The organism is Oceanisphaera arctica (genome assembly GCF_002936955.1).
In the GTDB taxonomy this organism is placed as follows: Bacteria; Pseudomonadota; Gammaproteobacteria; order Enterobacterales; family Aeromonadaceae; genus Oceanimonas; species Oceanimonas arctica.
In genome coordinates, this window is the sequence record NZ_MPZM01000032.1 from 1 (window position 1) to 17,988 (window position 17,988).

General features: G+C 57.5%; 18 protein-coding genes. 5 read left to right on the forward strand and 13 right to left on the reverse strand.

The annotated features are described in order from the left end of the window. Positions 1-549 (forward strand): 2-oxo acid dehydrogenase subunit E2 (locus tag UN63_RS12530; RefSeq protein WP_181068243.1); only part of this gene is annotated, 549 nt, incomplete at its 5' end. Next, positions 546-809, forward strand: coding sequence for an acyl carrier protein (locus UN63_RS12535; RefSeq protein ID WP_104487088.1), 264 nt, complete (start codon positions 546-548; stop codon positions 807-809). The genes UN63_RS12530 and UN63_RS12535, both read left to right, overlap by 4 nt. 46 nt (positions 810-855) lie before the next feature. Here UN63_RS12535 and gshA read toward each other — a convergent pair whose 3' ends face one another. The 6 genes from gshA to UN63_RS12565 all read right to left on the reverse strand — a co-directional run bounded on the left by gshA (position 856) and on the right by UN63_RS12565 (position 7,472). Beyond that, positions 856-2,397 carry a glutamate--cysteine ligase gene (gene gshA / locus UN63_RS12540; RefSeq protein WP_104487089.1) on the reverse strand — a complete coding sequence of 514 codons (1,542 nt, stop codon included), beginning with the start codon at positions 2,395-2,397 and terminating at the stop codon, positions 856-858. 180 nt (positions 2,398-2,577) lie between these two features. Continuing rightward, positions 2,578-3,504 (reverse strand): bestrophin family protein, encoded by a 927-nt coding sequence (locus UN63_RS12545; RefSeq protein WP_104487090.1) that lies wholly within the window; start codon positions 3,502-3,504, stop codon positions 2,578-2,580. 134 nt (positions 3,505-3,638) lie between these two features. Then, a complete protein-coding gene (fghA, locus tag UN63_RS12550) occupies positions 3,639-4,478 on the reverse strand; it encodes an S-formylglutathione hydrolase (protein WP_104487091.1) in 840 nt (279 codons plus the stop codon). Positions 4,479-4,761: 283 nt separating this feature from the next. Beyond that, the gene (locus UN63_RS12555) at positions 4,762-5,889 is read right to left on the reverse strand and encodes an S-(hydroxymethyl)glutathione dehydrogenase/class III alcohol dehydrogenase (RefSeq protein WP_104487092.1); all 1,128 of its coding nucleotides are present in this window, start codon (positions 5,887-5,889) and stop codon (positions 4,762-4,764) included. A gap of 143 nt (positions 5,890-6,032) precedes the next feature. Continuing rightward, positions 6,033-6,248: a hypothetical protein gene (locus UN63_RS12560; RefSeq protein ID WP_104487093.1), complete on the reverse strand. Its 216-nt coding sequence runs from the start codon at positions 6,246-6,248 to the stop codon at positions 6,033-6,035. A 138-nt stretch (positions 6,249-6,386) separates the two neighbouring features. Then, on the reverse strand, positions 6,387-7,472 hold the full coding sequence (locus UN63_RS12565) for an endonuclease/exonuclease/phosphatase family protein (RefSeq protein ID WP_104487117.1): 1,086 nt from the start codon (positions 7,470-7,472) through the stop codon (positions 6,387-6,389). Positions 7,473-7,738: 266 nt separating this feature from the next. Here UN63_RS12565 and UN63_RS12570 point away from each other — a divergent pair, with 266 nt between their 5' ends. Further along, positions 7,739-8,608, forward strand: a complete 870-nt coding sequence (locus UN63_RS12570; protein WP_104487094.1) for a LysR family transcriptional regulator — start codon at positions 7,739-7,741, stop codon at positions 8,606-8,608. An 82-nt stretch (positions 8,609-8,690) separates the two neighbouring features. On the opposite strand, the gene UN63_RS12575 is transcribed toward UN63_RS12570, so the two are convergent. The 6 genes from UN63_RS12575 to UN63_RS12600 form a co-directional block, all read right to left on the reverse strand. Further along, entirely contained in the window at positions 8,691-9,725 is a 1,035-nt protein-coding gene (locus UN63_RS12575) for a C45 family autoproteolytic acyltransferase/hydrolase (RefSeq protein WP_104487095.1), read from the reverse strand. A gap of 9 nt (positions 9,726-9,734) precedes the next feature. After that, positions 9,735-10,457: a glutamine ABC transporter ATP-binding protein GlnQ gene (glnQ, locus tag UN63_RS12580; RefSeq protein WP_104487118.1), complete on the reverse strand. Its 723-nt coding sequence runs from the start codon at positions 10,455-10,457 to the stop codon at positions 9,735-9,737. 2 nt (positions 10,458-10,459) lie between these two features. Next, positions 10,460-11,116 carry a glutamine ABC transporter permease GlnP gene (gene glnP / locus UN63_RS12585; protein WP_104487096.1) on the reverse strand — a complete coding sequence of 219 codons (657 nt, stop codon included), beginning with the start codon at positions 11,114-11,116 and terminating at the stop codon, positions 10,460-10,462. A 24-nt stretch (positions 11,117-11,140) separates the two neighbouring features. Beyond that, entirely contained in the window at positions 11,141-11,884 is a 744-nt protein-coding gene (gene glnH, locus UN63_RS12590; RefSeq protein ID WP_104487097.1) for a glutamine ABC transporter substrate-binding protein GlnH, read from the reverse strand. A 216-nt stretch (positions 11,885-12,100) separates the two neighbouring features. After that, on the reverse strand, positions 12,101-12,658 hold the full coding sequence (locus UN63_RS12595; protein WP_104487098.1) for a carboxymuconolactone decarboxylase family protein: 558 nt from the start codon (positions 12,656-12,658) through the stop codon (positions 12,101-12,103). Positions 12,659-12,746: 88 nt separating this feature from the next. Further along, entirely contained in the window at positions 12,747-14,072 is a 1,326-nt protein-coding gene (locus UN63_RS12600; protein WP_104487099.1) for an aspartate aminotransferase family protein, read from the reverse strand. A gap of 225 nt (positions 14,073-14,297) precedes the next feature. On the opposite strand from UN63_RS12600, the gene UN63_RS12605 reads away from it, so the two are divergent. Then, the gene (locus UN63_RS12605) at positions 14,298-15,197 is read left to right on the forward strand and encodes a MurR/RpiR family transcriptional regulator (protein WP_104487100.1); all 900 of its coding nucleotides are present in this window, start codon (positions 14,298-14,300) and stop codon (positions 15,195-15,197) included. 278 nt (positions 15,198-15,475) lie between these two features. Next, entirely contained in the window at positions 15,476-15,667 is a 192-nt protein-coding gene (locus tag UN63_RS12610; protein WP_104487101.1) for a hypothetical protein, read from the forward strand. 65 nt (positions 15,668-15,732) lie between these two features. Here the strand turns inward: UN63_RS12610 and UN63_RS12615 are convergent, their stop codons facing one another. After that, a complete protein-coding gene (locus UN63_RS12615; RefSeq protein WP_104487102.1) occupies positions 15,733-17,889 on the reverse strand; it encodes an FAD-dependent oxidoreductase in 2,157 nt (718 codons plus the stop codon). Between the last annotated feature and the right edge of the window lie 99 nt (positions 17,890-17,988).

Consider the following 17,988-nt stretch of genomic DNA (forward strand, 5'->3'; position numbering starts at 1 on the left):
AGGACTGGTGCTCGGCCTTCAATCAGGGCAAGCCTGCCGAGCAGCTGGTGCTGGTCAGCCCTGGCCAGGGCGCTGGCCGAATTCCCCCAGTTCAACGGCTTTTACCAGGAGGGCAACTATCAGAGTGAGTCCCGGGTGCACCTGGGCAATGTCATCAGTCTGCGCCAGGGCGGCATGGTGGTGGCGGCCATTCATGACGCGCCTCTATTGGGGGCGGCAGCCATGATGGCCAGCTTGCGGGATCAGGTGACTCGGGCCCGGGAGGGGGGACTGCGCAGCTCCGAAATTCAGGAGGCTACTGTGACCGTGTCCAACCTGGGGGAGCGGGGTTCGGATCGTATTCAGGGGGTGATCTTTCCGCCGCAGGTCGCCTTGCTGGGGATAGGTCGGATACGCAGCGCCCCCTGGGTGCAGGAGCAGAAAGTAGTGCCCATGACCCTGGCCAGTTTTAGTCTGGCTGCCGATCACAGGGTGAGTGACGGCCATGACGGCGCCCGCCTGCTCAACCGGATAGACAAGCTGTTACAACAGCCGGAGACATTGGAATGAAAGACAAGAAAGCGCTGACCGAGCTGATCTGTCGCCAGATCCGGGAGATAGCACCGGATGCCGACACCGAGCAGCTGAATCCGGACGAAGACATGCGAGACGAGCTGGATTTGGACTCGATGGACTTCCTACGGTTGATCGAGGCGCTGAGCCGGGAGCTGGGCGTGAATATCCCCGAGGTCGACTTTGCCAACATCACCCGTTTGTCGAAGATGGTGGACTACCTGAGCCATCTGCTGTCGGTCGGCCCACAGAGTTGATGCGTGAGGGGAGATCAAACCGCTCCCCCGTTTAGTCCTGCGGGAGTTACACCGCGATTGACGGTGTGGCCGCTTCTTCCTCTTCCTGCCGCTGTTGTGCCGCCAGTGACGAGCGAGCCAGCTGGCTGAAATAGCGGCTTTGCTCCGGGCTGAGCGGGGTCTGTTGCCAGTGGCGTGCCAGCTCGGTGGCCCGGCTCTGCATCCAGTGGGTGTAATCCTGATTCGTGGCCGTCATCTGCTGCAGAATGCGGGCCGAGGGCGTTAACTCGGGCTCTTGCAGCAGCGGCTTATAGTGCTGTACCGCATCACGGTAGCCGCTACCGGCCTGGTCCAGCAGTTGGGCGATGGCGTCCAGCTCGGCAAAGAGTTGCTCGCCCCAGGCGGTGCGGCCGAGTTCGCCGCTGGCGGTTTCGAGCCGCAGATCGGGCCGGCGGCCCTGCTCGGTCATGAGGGTCTGGTTGCGGGCCAGCCGCAGTTGCTCCTGCTCTCCGATTTCCGGGCTGTCCTGCAGCAGGCAGAACAGCAGAAAGGTATCCAGAAAACGGACCTGGGTGTCATCGATGCCCAGCGGCAGCAGGGGGTTGATGTCCAGGTTGCGCACTTCTATGTATTCCACGCCCCGGTCTGCCATGGCCTGCAGCGGTGTTTCTCCGGCATGAGTCACCCGCTTGGGGCGAATATCGCTGTAATACTCGTTTTCTATCTGCAGGATATTGTCGTTCAGCTGGCGGGCTTCGCCGTTTACCTCGACCCCGATGCGGGTATAGGGTGCATGAGGGGTATTCAGGGCCCGGGTCAGATCCCGGCTGTATTCCGTCAGGCTGTTGGTGCTGATGTGCAGGCTGGCCTGGGCGTCGTTCTGATAACCGAGACCGCTCATGCGCAACGAGGTAGCGTGGGGCATATAGAGGGTGTCGCTGCCAAGGCTTGCCAGCTGGTGCGGGCGGCCGTCCATAAAGGAGCGGCTGAGCGCGGGCGAGGCGCCAAACAGATAGAGCAGCAGCCAGCCGTAGCGGCGGAAGTTGCGGATCAGCGCAAAATACTGTGCCGAGCGAAAATCGGCCAGCGAGTCCTGGCTGCCCAGCAACTGCCGGTAACCCTGCCAGAAGCTGTCGGGCAAAGAGAAGTTGAAGTGGATGCCGGCAATGCTTTGCATGATGCGGCCATAGCGTACATCCAGACCCCGGCGATAGGTGTGCTTCATCCGGCCCGAACGGGAAGTGCCGTATTCGGCGATGGGCACGCTGTCGTTACCCTGCAGGGCGCAGGGCATGCTGGCGGGCCACAAGCGTTCGTCCGCCAGCTGGGTGGCGGTATAACGGTGCAGCTGCTCCAGAAAGCCGAGGGTCTCGCCAATGTGCTCGCCGGCAGGGGTAATAAATTCCAGCAGCGACTCGGAATAGTCGGTGGTGATATGCGGGTGCGTCAGCGCCGACCCCAGGGTGGTCGGATGAGGCCCTTGTGCCAGCCGGCCCTGGGGGGTTACCCGCAGGGCTTCCTTTTCGATGCCGCGGCGAATATGGGCCAGCGGCCGGACAAGATCGGCATCGGCCAGCTGTGACAGGCGCGGAGTAAGGGATGGCGTCATAAGAACCTCATGTATCAAGTCAATCAATCAGGCCAGTCGGCCTTACTCTTTTTGCGAAGCCGTTTTGCGAATCCGGTATCGCCAGCCGGCATTATATTTCCTCTGCGTTCAGAGATAATGACCCAACGGTGCAAATGACTTTTGATTGTCAGTAACAATGCAGGACGTGGCTGGGTGTGATTATGACAAACAGCCGTCTTTGGGGGTGAGGGCGGGCGGAAGCTCGGTTTCTTCCAGCGCTTCCAGCAGGTTGATTTCGATGGTACGCGACAGGGCGCTGAGCGGCAGATCGTTGGCAGCCAGACCAAAGGGCTCTTCCAGCTCTTCACTGAGGGCATCCAGGCCGAAAAAGGTATAGGCGATCACGGCACACACCAGGGGGGTGACCCAGCCCAAAGAAGAAACCAGGCCAAAGGGCAACATAAAGCAATACAGGTAGGTGGTGCGGTGCACCAGCAGGGTATAGGCAAACGGCAGCGGCGTATTTTGAATGCGCTCGCAGGCGGCCAGCACGCCGGTCATGGAGGTAAGCCGCTCGTCCATGCTCTGCACCAGAAACTCCGATAACAGTCGCTCGCGCCGACTGTAACCGATTTTCTTTCCCATCAGCCGCAGCAGGCACTCGGGCAGGTTTTGCGCCTGGCGCAGGCTGGCATGATGCTCCGGCTCGACAAAACGGTCGACGTCCTGCCAGGGCGAGGTGTCACGCAGCCGATGGCGCAAGGCGTGGGTAAAGGCGATGGTCAGGTGGATCATGCGTCTTTGGGTATGCCGTCCGGTCTCGGTTTCCTGATCCATAAAGGAGATCACCTGGCGGGCCAGGCTGCGGGCATCAATTATCAACTGGCCCCATTGCTCCCGTGCCTCCCACCAGCGCTCGTAGCTGGCGTTGTTACGAAAGCCGAGAAACAACGACAGGGCGACCCCGAGCAGGGTGAAGGGGGCCGTGCCGTAAGAGGAGAAAAAACCGGGATAGCTGTGCTGAATGGCGGCTATTAAAATACTGAGCAGGGTGATCAGCAAAATCTGGGGGTAAATCTGCGGGATGACGGAGCCGCGCAGGGTAAAGAACAGCCTGAACGCATGCGTTTTTTGCCGAACGATCATGCCAGCCTCCGTAAAGCGGGTGTGGTAAGACAGGTACAGGAAATCATTCAAGTGTAGTCGGCGGCATACGAAGGCCGGCAGGCTAATAGCCCCGAAGAGGAGTTCTTCGGGGCCTATGCACTAGCGGGTATGCATTAGCGAGCCAGGTGCCCGGCATGAAAGCGCAGATGCTGCTCTATGAAGCTGGCGATAAAGTAATAGCTGTGATCAAAGCCTTCTCGCCGATTCAGTTCCAGCGGATAACCGCTGTGGCTGGCGGCGGCTTCCAGTGCTTCCGGCTTGAGCTGCTCGGTGAGAAAGTCATCCGCCTCGCCCTGATCCACCAATGCTGGCACAAACCGGCTGGCCTGGCGCATCAGCAGGCTGGCATCATAATCGGCCCATGCTGCGGTGTCTTTGCCCAGATAAGCATTGAAGGCTTTCTTGCCCCAGGGGCAATTGACCGGGTTGCTGATGGGGCTGAAGGCCGACACCGAGCGATAACGTTGAGGGTTGCGCATAGCCAGCACCAGGGCGCCGTGGCCACCCATGGAATGACCGGCGATGGAGCGCTGATCGCTGACCGGGAACATGGACTCGATAAGCGCCGGAAGCTCGTTCAGCACATAGTCGTACATGCGATAATGTCGGTTCCAGGGCGCCTGGGTGGCGTTGACATAGAAGCCCGCACCCTTGCCCAGATCGTAGCCGTCGTCATCCGCCACCTCATCGCCGCGGGGGCTGGTGTCCGGCGCAATAATGGCCATGCCGAGTTCGGCGGCGATGCGCTGGGCACCGGCTTTCTGCATGAAATTATCATCGGTGCAGGTCAGGCCGGACAACCAGTACAGCGCCGGCACCTTGTCACCGCTCATGGCCTGTGGCGGCAGGTAAATGGCAAAGCGCATGGTGCAATTCAGTGTTTCAGAATAATGGCTGTACTGTTTGTGCCAGCCATCGAAGCTCTTGTTACAGCTCAGGTTTTCAATGCTCATGGTATCTTCCAGAAAAAGAGGGGCCCTGGTGGCAATGGCGATATTATATTCGCTTTCGTGCTGATGATAATGTCCAGATATATAAATAACCTTTACCGAATAGTAATAGTGGTGGGGAAGGTGTGTAGTGGTTCAATGAGAGGGGGATAGCGAAGAGATCGAACGTGAAGCGGCAGCCAGAAAACCCGAGGGCTTTCTGGCTGCGTTTATTATGATGCGAGGTCAAGGCCTCGCATCATAGGGTTATGCAGGCTTGAAGCAATAGACGGCGAGCTTGTTGATGTTATTTGTCGAAATGGATCACGGTACGAATACTCTTACCCTGATGCAGCAACTCGAAGGCCTTATTCAGATCTTCCAGTCCCATGGTATGGGTAATGAAGTCACTGAGCTTGAATTCGCCCTTCATATAACGGTCAACATAGCCCGGTAGCTCGGAGCGACCCTTGACGCCGCCGAAGGCGGAGCCTTTCCAGACCCGGCCGGTGACCAGCTGGAACGGACGGGTAGAAATCTCCTGACCGGCACCGGCAACACCGATGATGACCGACTCGCCCCAGCCTTTGTGGCAGCATTCCAGGGCGGAGCGCATCACGTTGACGTTGCCGATACACTCGAAGGAGTAATCCACACCGCCGTCGGTCAGCTCGACAATCACATCCTGAATCGGCTTGTTGTAGTCTTTCGGGTTGATGCAGTCGGTGGCGCCCAGCTTGCGGGCCAAATCGAACTTGCTCTCGTTGATGTCGATGGCGATGATGCGGCTGGCCTTGGCCATGGTGGCACCGATAATGGCCGAGAGGCCGATGCCGCCCATGCCGAAGATGGCCACGGTGGCGCCTGCTTCTACCTTGGCGGTGTTCATCACAGCGCCCATGCCGGTGGTGACGCCACAACCGAGCAGGCACACTTCTTCCAGCGGCGCTTCCTTATTGACCTTGGCCAGCGCAATTTCCGGCAATACCGTGTATTCGGAGAAGGTAGAACACCCCATGTAGTGAAAAATGGGCTGACCGTCTTTAAAGAAACGACTGGTGCCGTCCGGCATCAGGCCCTTGCCCTGGGTTTCGCGAATCTTCTGGCACAGGTTGGTCTTGCCGGATTTGCAGAATTTGCACTCGCCACACTCGGGAGTGTAGAGCGGGATCACGTGGTCGCCCACCTGCACGCTGGTGACGCCTTCGCCGATCGATTCGACAATGCCGCCGCCTTCGTGGCCGAGGATCACCGGGAATATGCCTTCCGGATCATCACCGGACAGGGTAAAGGCATCGGTATGGCAGACGCCGCTGGCGACAATGCGCACCCGTACCTCACCGGCCTGGGGCGGCATCACATCCACTTCTTCGATGGACAGTGGCTGGTTCGGGCCCCAGGCGATGGCGGCTTTGGATTTGATAATCTGAGTCATAATGGTCTCCAGAACGGTGGTCAGGCACAGGCCAAGCAAGCTCGACAGTCTTGCCGAGCCTGGATGCCTGATGTTTGCCAAAAATGCTTACCAATAATCGAGTGTAGTTGAAGAGGGCGGGCCACAGGGGCCCGCCCCTTCAATTAGATAGAAGAGAAGCAGTAACCGGGCAGCGAGGCGTCGGCGCGGCGGAATTCTTTGCATTGGCGATGATCGACGCCGTCACCTTTGGACGCCAGTGTGGCCGGGCTCACTTGCTGGTTCTGAGTCTGGGCTTGAGCAGGCAAGGCGGCCATGCCGATGGTGGCAGAGACCAGCAGGGTGGTGAACAGTCGCTTCAGGTTGGTGGTATGGGTCATGATAATTCCTCAAATATGACACGACGCAGACTGCTGCCGTGTTGATGAGTGAATTATATATAGTTACTGACACAAGATAATCATGCCTATTTACAAAATATAGTTACCATGTGGTAATTATTGGGGGGTGCTCCTGACTTATTTCACCGGTACGGGCACATCGCTTTTTTTGACGTCTTGGGACGCTATCTTGTCATCGGCCAGTTGTTTGTCTTCGGCATCTGCGTGCAGCATGCGCTGGCCGTTATTGTGGCCGGCCCGAAAGTCGAGGCTGGTGAGCAGGGCGAAGTGATCCGAGCCGGTCAGGGTCAATCGTTGCAGCTCGATAACCCGAAAATGATGGCTGTGAAACAGGTGATCCAGCGGCCAGCGGATAAACCAGTGTTCGGCATGAAAGGTGTTGAACATGCCCCGGCCGATGCGCGGGTCGAGCAGGCCGCTTATCTTTCTGAACAGACGGGTGGTGGTGGACCAGGCGACATCGTTCAGGTCGCCGGTCACTACCACCGGAAAGGTGGCATCGGCCACACTCCTGGCTACGGCCAGCAATTCGGCGTCCCGCTCGACGGACTCTTCATTTTCGGTGGGGCTGGGCGGGGCCGGATGGACAAAATGCGCGCGCACCCTGGCACCGCAGGGCAGCCGAATTTGCGTGTGCATGGAGGGAACATCGGGCTCGACCAGGTATTCGATGGTGCTGTTTTCCAGCGGCAGACGAGAATAGACATGCATGCCATACAGATTATCCAGCGGGCATTTAATGGTATAGGGATAGTCCGTTTCCAGCGCCTCAAGCTGCTGTTGCCACCAGCTGTCGGACTCCAGCGTCACCAGAATATCGGGCTTGTGTTGTTTGACGAGGTCAATCAGGCAATCGGCATGGCGGTTGCTGGCCAGCACATTGGAGGTGAGAATTTTAAAGGAATGGATCGCCTTGCCTCTGGGAACAGACTTTACTTCAACCGGGTGCAGCCGGGTATAGGGCAGTACCCACCAGCAGTGATAAAGCAGGCAGGCCGCATTGATGGCCAGCAGAGCCTGGCTGCCAGGGCGAGACATGTCCAGCAGCCAGCATGCGAGCACCAGGGTGAGCACAATCAGCGTGATGAACTGCATCCGGGGAAAGTCGAGCCCCCGAATCCACCAGACTTCGTGCCGCGACAGGGGCAGCAGCGTAATGATGGCAATTATGATGGTGGCCAGGAGAAACAGGATAAATACCATTTCAAGGTCCCCGTCGGTAAATGTGTGAAACAGGGTCGCTGACAGCCGCATGAAAAACAGTCGCTGACAGTGGTGTTGTCAGGATAAGGGGCTTTGGGGATAAAACCAATGTTCGATACCGATCCAAATCCGCCTGCGGTATCGACCGGGTCCTGAACTCACCATGAGTATTGATAATAACCTGATATTTCACATTACTTTTACCCTGAGGTAATAATATAATCGGCGCTATCGAAATATTCGGCACCAGACCTAAGGATGCAGACATGTTTATCTGGGAAGGAGTGAGTGAGTTTGTGGCGGTGGCCGAGGTAGAAAGCTTTACCGTGGCGGCAAAAAGGCTGGGTATTTCTACCGCTCAGGTCAGCCGTCAGGTCAGTGCCCTGGAAACCCGGCTGTCGACCAAGTTGTTTTACCGTACCACTCGCAAGGTGTCGGTGACCGAAGCCGGGCAGATTTATTATCAGCACTGCCGGCAGGTGCTCGATGGGCTGGAAGAAGCCGAGCGCACCATCACCAATCTGCAGTTGGCGCCCAAAGGCAAGTTGCGGCTGACGGCGCCGGTGACCTTCGGCGAAAAAACCATAGCCCCCCTGGTCAACGACTTCGTGCTGCGCTATCCCGAGCTGGAAGTGCAGATGAACCTGACCAACCAGAAGCTGGATCTGGTGGCCGAAGGCTACGATCTGGCGGTGCGGCTTGGCAAGCTGGAAGACTCGAGCATGATGGCCAAGCGACTCTCTTCCCGTACCCAGTATGTGTGCGCCTCGCCCCTTTATCTGTCGACTTACGGCGTGCCTCACTCGTTATCGGAGCTGGATCAGCATAACTGTCTGCAGGGCAACCTGGATTACTGGCGTTTTCAGGAGCAGGGCAAGGCACGCAATGTTCGGGTAAAAGGCAATATTCGTTGTGACAGCGGCTGGGCCCTGCTGGATGCGGCCCTCAAGGGCATCGGCATCGTGCAGCTGCCGGATTACTATGTGCAGCCGGCGCTGGACTCGGGCCAGTTGATTTCCCTGCTGGAACATTATCAGGAGCCGGACGACGGTATCTGGGCCCTCTACCCGCACAACCGCCATCTGTCGCCCAAGGTACGCATGCTGCTGGACTTTTTGAGCGAGTCGCTGGGCTGATTACCGGGTGCGGTTCCTGGAGACTCGCACCCGGTTGCTGGTGTCAAAACCCGGCTCGCGGTGATCCGGGAGCCGGGGCGGGTCAGTTGAGGGCGATGGTTCCGCTGTGATCCGGCGTGTCGGTTTCCGCGTGGGTATAGACTTGCCAGTCGACTTTATTGTGACCGATCAGGAATACTCCGGTCGCCAAGGTGTTTTCATCGTCAGGATCTTCAGGGTGCCGACGATAGATGGGTAAGTCCTGATGCTGGGTATCCCGCAGCAGCCGCAGGGCCAGCCGGGTATCGACCCCTTCCTCCCCGGAGAGCAATTGATCCAGGCGTTGCTGACGGGCCCCCGAGCTGGCGGTGACGCGCTGTTTTACTGCCGCTAGCGTAGGGGCAATAAGGTGATTGGCGTGACCATAGTGCGTTTTGATGTTCAGCAGGGCATGGCCGTGAGCGGTGGCTTCCAGGCTGTACAAATCATGATCGCCGGCCTGGGCCAGGCTGTGGTGGAAGGCTCCTGCCCTGGGCATACGGCTCAGGGTGGTGATGGCTTCATCCAGTGATTGGGCATCGAGTGCGGCCCGGCACAGGACCATGCGCGGCAGGCCGGCAGGTATTTCCTGCGGGCGGATATTGTTGATGGTAATGACGATACCCTTGTTGTTGACGGCAAAGGTATGGCCGGGAAGGGAGCCGGGATAAACAAAACTGATAAAGCCCGGCCCTTCTGCCGGGCTGATGTCCGCCAGACCACAATGGCCATCAAGCTGGGGAAAACCGTCTTCGTTATGGGCGACAAGGATGCCATCGGTGACGTGACCCAGAACAGTGGTGCAGCCATCGACACTTTGGGTATGCACATAGTCTCCCCGGCAGTTCCACATAAAGACTTCGGAAAAAGGAAGCTCCAGGCCGTCGGCCAGACCATGCAGCTCCTGCCAAATCAGGGGGTACTGCTGCTCGACCAATGTCGCCATGGTGCGGGCTTTTTCCTGCTCGAACTGGCTGCTCAACCATTGCCACAGGGCCATGGGCTTCAGGTGCTGATGTACCGCCTTCTTGCCGAAACAACCAAGTTGGAAGCCAATGTCGTAGGCAGAACCAGATATCTTTAGTGAAGTCAGTGACATAAATTGCTCTCAGGATACATGTTGCAGAAATTCGCGCAGGCGTGGGCTTTGCGGTCGGGTGATCAGATCTGCGGGAGGGCCATCTTCGCTGATCCGTCCCTGGTCGACGAAAATCAGCCGCGAAGCCACCTTGCGGGCAAAGTCGATTTCATGGGTGACAACCACCATGGTCATACCTTCTTCCGCCAGTTGTTGCATCACCGTCAACACTTCGTGGCGCAGCTCGGGATCCAGGGCCGATGTGGGTTCGTCAAACAGCATCATCTTGGGTTTGACTGCCAATGCCCGGGCGATGGCTACCCGTTGTTGCTGACCGCCAGAGAGCTCATTGGGATAATGGTGGGCCCGTTCTTCCAGTCCGACCTTGCGTAACAACTCTGTAGCCTGTAGCTGTGCTTCTTCCTTACTGGCTCCTCTTGCCCGGGTCGGCCCGAAGGCCACATTTTCCAGGGCGGTCAGGTGGGGAAACAAATGAAACTGCTGGAACACCATGCCTGCTTCCAGTCGGATCAGGCGGTCATCCACCTTGGGGTCGTTGACATTCATGCCATCCACTACCAAATCGCCGTGGCTGATTTCTTCCAACTTGTTGATACAGCGTAACAGTGTGGACTTGCCCGATCCAGAAGGGCCGATAATAACCACCACTTCACCCGCGTTGATGTTCAAGTCAATGTCGTGCAACACCTGGATGCTGCCGAAGCTTTTTGAGACATTTTTGAATTCGACCATGCTCATAGGATCTTCATTCTCCTTTCCAGACGGCGCAGGCTGTAGCTCAACAGCAGTGTGATAACCAGATAGATGATGGCGACCGCCGACCAGATCTCCAGCGCACGGAAGTTGCCGGCAATGATTTCCTGACCTTGCCGGGTCAGCTCGGCCACACCAATCACGATAAACAGCGAAGTATCCTTGATACTGACGATCCACTGGTTACCCAGAGGCGGTATCATGCGGCGAAAGGCCAGCGGTGCGACAACATAACGCAGGGTATCCCAGTTCGAGAGCCCCAGCGCCAGACCTGCTTCCTTGAATCCCTTGTGAATGGACAGCACGGCACCACGGGTAATTTCGGCGATATAGGCTCCCGAATTCACCATGATGGTGACCACAGCGGCACTAACAGGATCGATACGCATGGGGATCAGCAGTGGCAGGGCGAAGTAGACAAACATCACCTGCACCATGATGGGGGTGCCTCGAATAATCTCGATAAACACCAGTGCCAGCCGGTTGCTGAACCAGCCGCCGTAAACACGGGCAAAGCCGGCGAGCAGGCCGATAACCAGGCCTCCCACGAGGCCCAGCAGCGATATCAACAGCGTCATCTTGGCCCCATCCAGCAACAGGGGCAGAGCATCCAGGATTACATCCCAATTAAAATTCATTCTATTCCCTCCCTGGGAGAAGTTTTACTGGGAAGTTACACCAAACCATTTCTGGTAGATGTCGTCATAGACCCCGTTTTCCCGCAGGGTTTTGAGGGCACCATTAACCGGTTCGCGTAGCTCGCTGCCTTTGGGGAAGGCAATACCATACTGATGCGCCATCATTCGCTCGCCGATGGCTTTGACCTGGCCATCACCGGCGGTCTTGATGTAGTAGAGCACATTGGGGGTATCGTGCATGGCGGCATCGACCCGACCGGTACGTAGTTCCAGATAGGCGTTGTCTATATTGGGAAACTGTCGCAGCTCTTCGGTCTGGAGTTGTGCCTTGGCGTAGTCGGCGGCGGAGGTGCCGGTTTTCACCGCCAGCTTTTTATCGGCCAAATCGGCGCTGGAGTGGATCTCCTGTTCATCGGCACTGACCATCAACATAAAACCACTGTCGTAGTAGCCGTCGGAAAAGTCGATCACCTGCTTGCGTTCGTCCTTGATGGTAATGCCGGCCAGGGCGGCATCCACATTACGGGTCTGCAACGCAGGAATGATACCGTTGAAATCCATCGGTCTCAGTTCATAGTCCCAGCCGAGCTCCTTGGCAATGGCATCCCACAGGTCGATATCGAAACCGACATATTTATCACCCTGTTTGAATTCAAAGGGGACAAAGGCGGTATCGGTGGCGACCAGAAGGGTATTGGCCGATGCAGGGCTGATAAAGACTGAACTCATCAGGGCGGCGGCGAGGGTAGTTTTGAGGAGGTTTTTCATTCCATGTACTCCTTTGATTAAGGTCCTTGAGATGAGCCGACGGCTCATGCAAATACTATTGCATTATTTTTTTGCCTAATCTATAAAATGCACTTATTTATTTGCTTTTTATTCTGTGCAGACGATCAGAGCAACCGACCTGTCTTTCCCGAGTGATTGGCATCACCCTGCAGGCCCGGTGTTCAGCTGGGGGAGCAAAGCCGGTTGTTACATTTATCAGCGTTCTGTAAACGGCAGCGGCTGTCCGGTATTTCGGCGTACCGAGAAGGCGTTAAGGGTCATTGCCACCAAGGCGTAATAACCGAGCAGGCCGATCAGCTCTACCAGAACCGGCTCGCCGAACTGCTCTCTGGCATTGTGATAAAGCGCGTCGGAAATACGCTTGGTGTGATACAGCTCGGTAGTGAGCCGATAGATCAGCCGTTCATCTTCGGCCTGAAATTTAGGCTCCAGCCCGGTACGGATGGCCTCGGTAATGGCTTGGGATACCCCGGCTTCATGAGCGATCGGCTCGTGGATTTGCCACTCGGCCTGAGACTGCCACTGGGCGGCGGTCGTCAGTATGGCCAGTTCACTCAGGCGCAGTGGCAGCCCGGTATGATAACGGCAGAAGGCACCCAGAGCCTGGGCCGTGTCGGCCAGTGCAGGGCTGTGGATCCAGGCCAGAAAAGGGCCATCCAGGTTACCCCTAGGGCCATTCAGGATGGAATCCAGCACGCGCTTTTGTTCGCCGTTGGCTGATGCGAGGGTCACTTCGGTCAGTCTTGATTGCATTGTGGCTCCTTGGTGTCGGAAAGTTCTGTTGAACGGGCAGGGGCCGTCATAGATGATCGGCCCCGCCACATCTTTTGCCGTGAATTCGTCAGGTGTTGAAAACCGTATTCAGCGCCAGCTCCAGTTTGTCCACCAGCTCGTGCACGTGCTGTTCTTCCATGATAAAGGGAGGGGCCAGCAGGATATGATCGCCGCGGCGACCATCCAGGGTGCCGCCCATGGGGTAGCACATCAGCCCGGCGTTCATGGCGGCGGCCTTTACTTTGGCGTGCAGCTTCAATGCCGGATCGAAAGGTTCCCTGGTCTTTTTATCCAGCACTAGCTCTATGCCCCGAAATAGGCCGCGCCCGCGGATATCTCCCACATGGGGATGGCTCTGGAAACGTTCTTCCAGCGCCTGCTGCAGGCTGGTGCCAAGCGTATTGACCCGGGCCAGCAGGCCACGCTCGGCAATGGTTTTCTGGACCGCCAGCGCGGCGGCACAGGCGGTGGCATGGCCGATATAGGTATGGCCGTGCTGGAAAAAGCCGCTGCCATTTTTAATGGTGTCCACTATGGTCTTGCTGACCAGGGTGGCACCGATGGGTTGATAGCCGGCACCCAGGCCTTTGGCAATACATAGCAGATCCGGCTCTATGCCTTCCTGCTCGCTTGCAAACATGGCTCCGGTGCGGCCCATGCCACACATCACTTCGTCACAGATCAGCAGAATGCCGTAACGGTCGCAGAGTTCGCGAATACCCTTGAAATAACCGGGCACGGCGGGCACGGCGCCCAGGGTGGCGCCCACCACGGGCTCGGCGATAAACGCCATCACCTGCTCCGGTCCCAGACGCTGGATTTCCGTTTCCAGCTCGTTTACCAGGCGGGTACCGTAGGCTTCGGGGGTTTCATCCATCCGCTGATCGCGATAGGCGTAGCAGGGACTGACGTGACTGACTTCGATCAGCAAGGGCTGAAACTGTTGCCGGCGCCAGGCATTACCGCCGGCAGCCAGCGCACCCAGGGTATTGCCATGATAACTTTGGCGCCGGGCGATAACATGGCGGCGCTCCGGTTCCCCTTTCTCCACAAAGTACTGCCGGGCCAGCTTGAGGGCTGCCTCTACGGCTTCAGAGCCTCCGGACACGAAATAGACATAATCCAGTTTTCCCGGGGCTTGCTCCGTCAGCAAATCTGCCAGAGCTTCCATGGGCTCTGTGGTGAAGAAGGAGCTGTGGGCATAAGCCAGGCTGGCTATTTGCTGTTTTACTGCGGCAATCACGTCGGTATCACTGTGTCCCAGGCAGGACACGGCGGCCCCACCACAGGCATCGAGATAATGTTTACCGTCGGCGTCGATCAGGTAGACGCCGTCTCCACCCACTGCGGTAGGGTAAGACTGGGTCAGACTGCGGTGAAGGACATGGCTCATGGTGACCTCTATGATGTATTTGTTTGCATAAATATATCAACGCAAAAATATTATGCATAATATTTTTTTCATTTTGATTTCATTAGGCCTTTTTCACACTGTATTCGAGCGACAATGGGGCTCAGGAGGATGCCGGGTTTGCAAAAAAATATGGCAATATAGGTGCTTGATGCCCGCCCGGGTTCGGACCGACGGGACATATGAACAGAAAAGAGGCGAACACCGATGACCGACAACATGCAGCCACCACAAACTCTGGAGGCACTCCGCAGTCTGCTGGCAGATATCGAGCAGGGAAAAGCCAGTATATCCCTGGGTGGGCGAGCGAAGCGTACTCTGGCCGCCATGCTGACGGCCCCCCAGCAGGCGGCGGTGATGACCATTACCGAGCTGGCCGAGGCTCAGGAAATCAACCCGTCCACGTTATCCCGGCTTGCACAACGGTTGGGTTTCAAGGGGTTCAGCGATTTTCAGGATTTGTTTCGTCGTGAACTGACCGAGGGACGGCACTTCTACAGCGATCAGGCGTCGCGACTGGTGCTCGGCAGCGAACGCAACAGTCTCAACCTGCTTACCCGGCTGGCCCGGCAAGAAAGTGCCAACCTGCTCACGCTGGTGGAAAACATGGATGCAGTCACTTTTGAACAGAGCGCCGAGTTGCTGGCTAATGCCCCCAAGGTACGTATCCACAGCATGCGGCAGTTTGGCTCACTGGCTTCTTTCATCAGCTATGCCCTGGGTATGCTCAGATCCGATGTCGCCATGCTGGATAACGGTTTGCACGGAACAGCCGATGGCCTGGCTCAGCTGGAAGCCGGCGATGTGTTACTGGTGACCAGCTGCTTTCCCTATACCAATGGGGTCCTCGGCAGTGCGCGGGTGGCAGCGGAACAAGGCATCAGGATCATTGCTTTTACGGATACCCCGAATTCGCCGCTGGCCAAGATTGCTACCCATTCCTTCTATGTGCCTTCCCAAAGTCTGTTTTTCAGCAACAGCATGTGTGCCTTTATGTTGTTGGCCGAAGGGTTACTGACTCAGGTGGCGAACCTTCTCGGAGAAAGGGCCATTGCGTCATTGAAAAAGCGCGAGCAGCTAATCGCCATCATGAATACAACGTTGTAATCAACGAGAGTTTTACAGGTAGTGATGTTTCAGGCTGCTGGACTTTTTGAGCGAGTCGCTGGGCTGACATCCCGCCGCCACTGGCAGAGGTGATGTGCAAAAAATGGTCTTTTTGTTGTAATAATCGTCCGCTTCGTCGCGACTTAATGAGTAACCGTCAGACGTTGTTGTTAGACATCGTTGCCATGACGGAAGGGCATTAGCCCTGTTATTGACTCAGGCCTTGCAGGCAACGGCAATGATCACAAGGCCATTCATTTTGACGAGAGGGAAGCATTATGAAAGCCATGATTGCTCTTATGCTGACGGCGGTGTTTACCGTAGCGATGTTACCGGCCCAGGCAGCCACGGTGTCGGCTAACACGGGCATTATCACCCAGACCTTGTCGATGGGTGACGGGGTAGATAATCGTCATTGTATGTTGACTAAAAAACAGGGTAAAAAATTGCCCGGTTATTGCAGACCCTAAAGGGTAAAAGGCAGGCTGTATCAAACGGGCCGGGATGCGAAACGCATCCCGGCCCGTTTTTGTGGTTACCCCTTACCCAGCCGCCATTGGTGGTAGCGGCCCAGCCAGGCCAGCACCCGCTCGGGGGCATGGGCGCGCTTCCATTCGCCGGCCACGTATTTGTTGGCTTCCGCCAGGGTGGGGTAGACATGAATGGTGCCCAGTATCTTGTTCAGACCGAGCTTGTGCTTCATGGCCAGCACGTATTCGGCCAGCAAGTCACCGGCGTGCTCGCCGACGATGGTCACCCCCAGTATCCGGTCTTTGCCGGGTACGGTCAGCACCTTGATAAAACCCTGATCCGAGCCATCGGTGATGGCCCTGTCCAGTTCGTCCAGCTCAAACCGGGTCACTTCATAGGCGATGTTCTGTGCCTTGGCTTCCAGCTCGCTCAGGCCCACTCGAGCTACCTCGGGGTCGACGAAGGTACACCAGGGCACGACCGAATAATCGACCCTAAAGCGTTTGAAGTGGCCGAACAAGGCATTCACGCTGGCGTACCAGGCCATGTGGGCGGCGGTGTGGGTAAACTGATAGGGGCCGGCCACGTCACCGGCGGCGTAAATATTGGGATACAGGGTTTCCAGATAATCGTTGGTGGTGACGGTGCGCTCTGTGGTGATGCCCAAAGCTTCCAGCCCGTAACCTTGTAGCCGAGCTTTGCGGCCGAGCGCCAGCAGCAGATCGTCGCACTCCAGTATGATTTCCTGGTCCTGATGAGTCGCGATGACCCGGATGCCAGCGGCGCCTCGCTCTACCCGCAGCGGGCTATGTTCGGTCAGTACCCGCACCCCATCATTGGTGAGAGCGTTTTTGACCCATTCACTCACTTCCGGGTCTTCTTTCGGCATCAGACGCGGATTGCGCTGCAGCAGGGTGACCTCGGATCCCAGCCGGGCGAAGGTCTGGGCCAGCTCGCAGCCGATGGGGCCACCTCCCATTACCAGCAGCCGTTTGGGCGGCGTGTCCCGTTCGGCCATGACGTCCCACAGGGTGTCGCTGGTCAGGTAGTTCACCTCATCCAGTCCGGGTATCGGCGGCACGGCGGCGCTGGCACCGGCGGCGATGATGATGCTGCGGGCGGTCAGTCTTTGCGTGCTGCCGTCATTGAGGCTGACTTCCACCGTCCAGGGATCCACCAGCTTGCCGTAACCCTGCAGCACTTCTACGCCCAGCTGGGTGTAACGCTCGACGCTGTCGTGAGGCTCTACCTTGCGGATCACCTGCTGAACCCGCTGCATCACCTGCTTGAAGCTGAATGCCGGTTGGGTGCGGGTCAGGCCGTAATGCTCGGCGTGGCGCATCTGATGGGCCAGTTTGGCGCTGCGGATCAATGCCTTGCTGGGCACACAGCCGGTGTTGAGGCAGTCGCCGCCCATCTTGTCGGCTTCAATCAGGGTGACTTTCGCCTTGACCGCCGCCGCTATGTAGGCGCTGACCAGGCCGGCGGCTCCGGCGCCGATCACGATGAGGTTGCGATCGAAATGGCGGGGTTTGTTGAAGCCGCTATAGACTCGGCGACGTTGCACCAGGCGCAGCACGGCTCGCGCCAGCAGCGGAAAGAGGCCGAGCAGGGCGAAGGAGGCCAGTAGGGTCGGCGACAGTATGCCGCTCAGGCTATTGATGGCGGCCAGCTGGGTACCGGCGTTCACATAGACCAGAGTGCCGGGCAGCATACCCAGTTGGCTCACCCAGTAGAAGGTGCGGGCGGGCAGGGCGGTAAGCCCCATCAGCAGGTTGATGATGAAGAACGGAAACACCGGCACCAACCGCAGGGTAAACAGATAGAAGGCGCCGTCTCGGCTGATGCCCCGGTCGATGGCCTTGAGCCGGTCACCGAAACGAAGCTGTACCTGATCTCGCAGCAGAAAGCGGGACACCAGAAAGGCCAGGGTGGCGCCGATACTCGAAGCAAACGACACCAACACCAGCCCCTGCAACACGCCGAAGAAGGCCCCGGCGGCCAGGGTCATGATGGCGGCGCCGGGCAAAGACAGTGCCGCCATCACCACATAAAGCACAAAAAAGCCGCTGGCCATCAGCCAGGGCGACTCGGCCCGCAGCGCCGCAATGTGTGCCTGTTGTTGTTTCAGGGCCTCCAGCGTGAACCAGTCGCTCAGATCGAAAATGAAAAACAGGGCGACAAGCAGCAACAGCAGGGTAAGCAGCAGGGGTTTGCGCATAGAAAATGTCCTTTTAGGGCGACGAGGTGGGGTCTGCGCCGATGATCATGATGAAGGTTATGCACAAAGTCGCAAGGGGAAGGGGAATTATTACACCGA

What these genes read in the sequence shown, in the direction of transcription:
- UN63_RS12535 (WP_104487088.1), top strand. Translation starts at nt 546, where the DNA reads ATGAAAGACAAGAAAGCGCTGACCGAGCTGATCTGTCGCCAGATCCGG.
- gshA (WP_104487089.1), bottom strand. Translation starts at nt 2,397, where the DNA reads ATGACGCCATCCCTTACTCCGCGCCTGTCACAGCTGGCCGATGCCGAT.
- UN63_RS12545 (WP_104487090.1), bottom strand. Translation starts at nt 3,504, where the DNA reads ATGATCGTTCGGCAAAAAACGCATGCGTTCAGGCTGTTCTTTACCCTG.
- fghA (WP_104487091.1), bottom strand. Translation starts at nt 4,478, where the DNA reads ATGAGCATTGAAAACCTGAGCTGTAACAAGAGCTTCGATGGCTGGCAC.
- UN63_RS12555 (WP_104487092.1), bottom strand. Translation starts at nt 5,889, where the DNA reads ATGACTCAGATTATCAAATCCAAAGCCGCCATCGCCTGGGGCCCGAAC.
- UN63_RS12560 (WP_104487093.1), bottom strand. Translation starts at nt 6,248, where the DNA reads ATGACCCATACCACCAACCTGAAGCGACTGTTCACCACCCTGCTGGTC.
- UN63_RS12565 (WP_104487117.1), bottom strand. Translation starts at nt 7,472, where the DNA reads ATGGTATTTATCCTGTTTCTCCTGGCCACCATCATAATTGCCATCATT.
- UN63_RS12570 (WP_104487094.1), top strand. Translation starts at nt 7,739, where the DNA reads ATGTTTATCTGGGAAGGAGTGAGTGAGTTTGTGGCGGTGGCCGAGGTA.
- UN63_RS12575 (WP_104487095.1), bottom strand. Translation starts at nt 9,725, where the DNA reads ATGTCACTGACTTCACTAAAGATATCTGGTTCTGCCTACGACATTGGC.
- glnQ (WP_104487118.1), bottom strand. Translation starts at nt 10,457, where the DNA reads ATGGTCGAATTCAAAAATGTCTCAAAAAGCTTCGGCAGCATCCAGGTG.
- glnP (WP_104487096.1), bottom strand. Translation starts at nt 11,116, where the DNA reads ATGAATTTTAATTGGGATGTAATCCTGGATGCTCTGCCCCTGTTGCTG.
- glnH (WP_104487097.1), bottom strand. Translation starts at nt 11,884, where the DNA reads ATGAAAAACCTCCTCAAAACTACCCTCGCCGCCGCCCTGATGAGTTCA.
- UN63_RS12595 (WP_104487098.1), bottom strand. Translation starts at nt 12,658, where the DNA reads ATGCAATCAAGACTGACCGAAGTGACCCTCGCATCAGCCAACGGCGAA.
- UN63_RS12600 (WP_104487099.1), bottom strand. Translation starts at nt 14,072, where the DNA reads ATGAGCCATGTCCTTCACCGCAGTCTGACCCAGTCTTACCCTACCGCA.
- UN63_RS12605 (WP_104487100.1), top strand. Translation starts at nt 14,298, where the DNA reads ATGACCGACAACATGCAGCCACCACAAACTCTGGAGGCACTCCGCAGT.
- UN63_RS12610 (WP_104487101.1), top strand. Translation starts at nt 15,476, where the DNA reads ATGAAAGCCATGATTGCTCTTATGCTGACGGCGGTGTTTACCGTAGCG.
- UN63_RS12615 (WP_104487102.1), bottom strand. Translation starts at nt 17,889, where the DNA reads ATGCGCAAACCCCTGCTGCTTACCCTGCTGTTGCTGCTTGTCGCCCTG.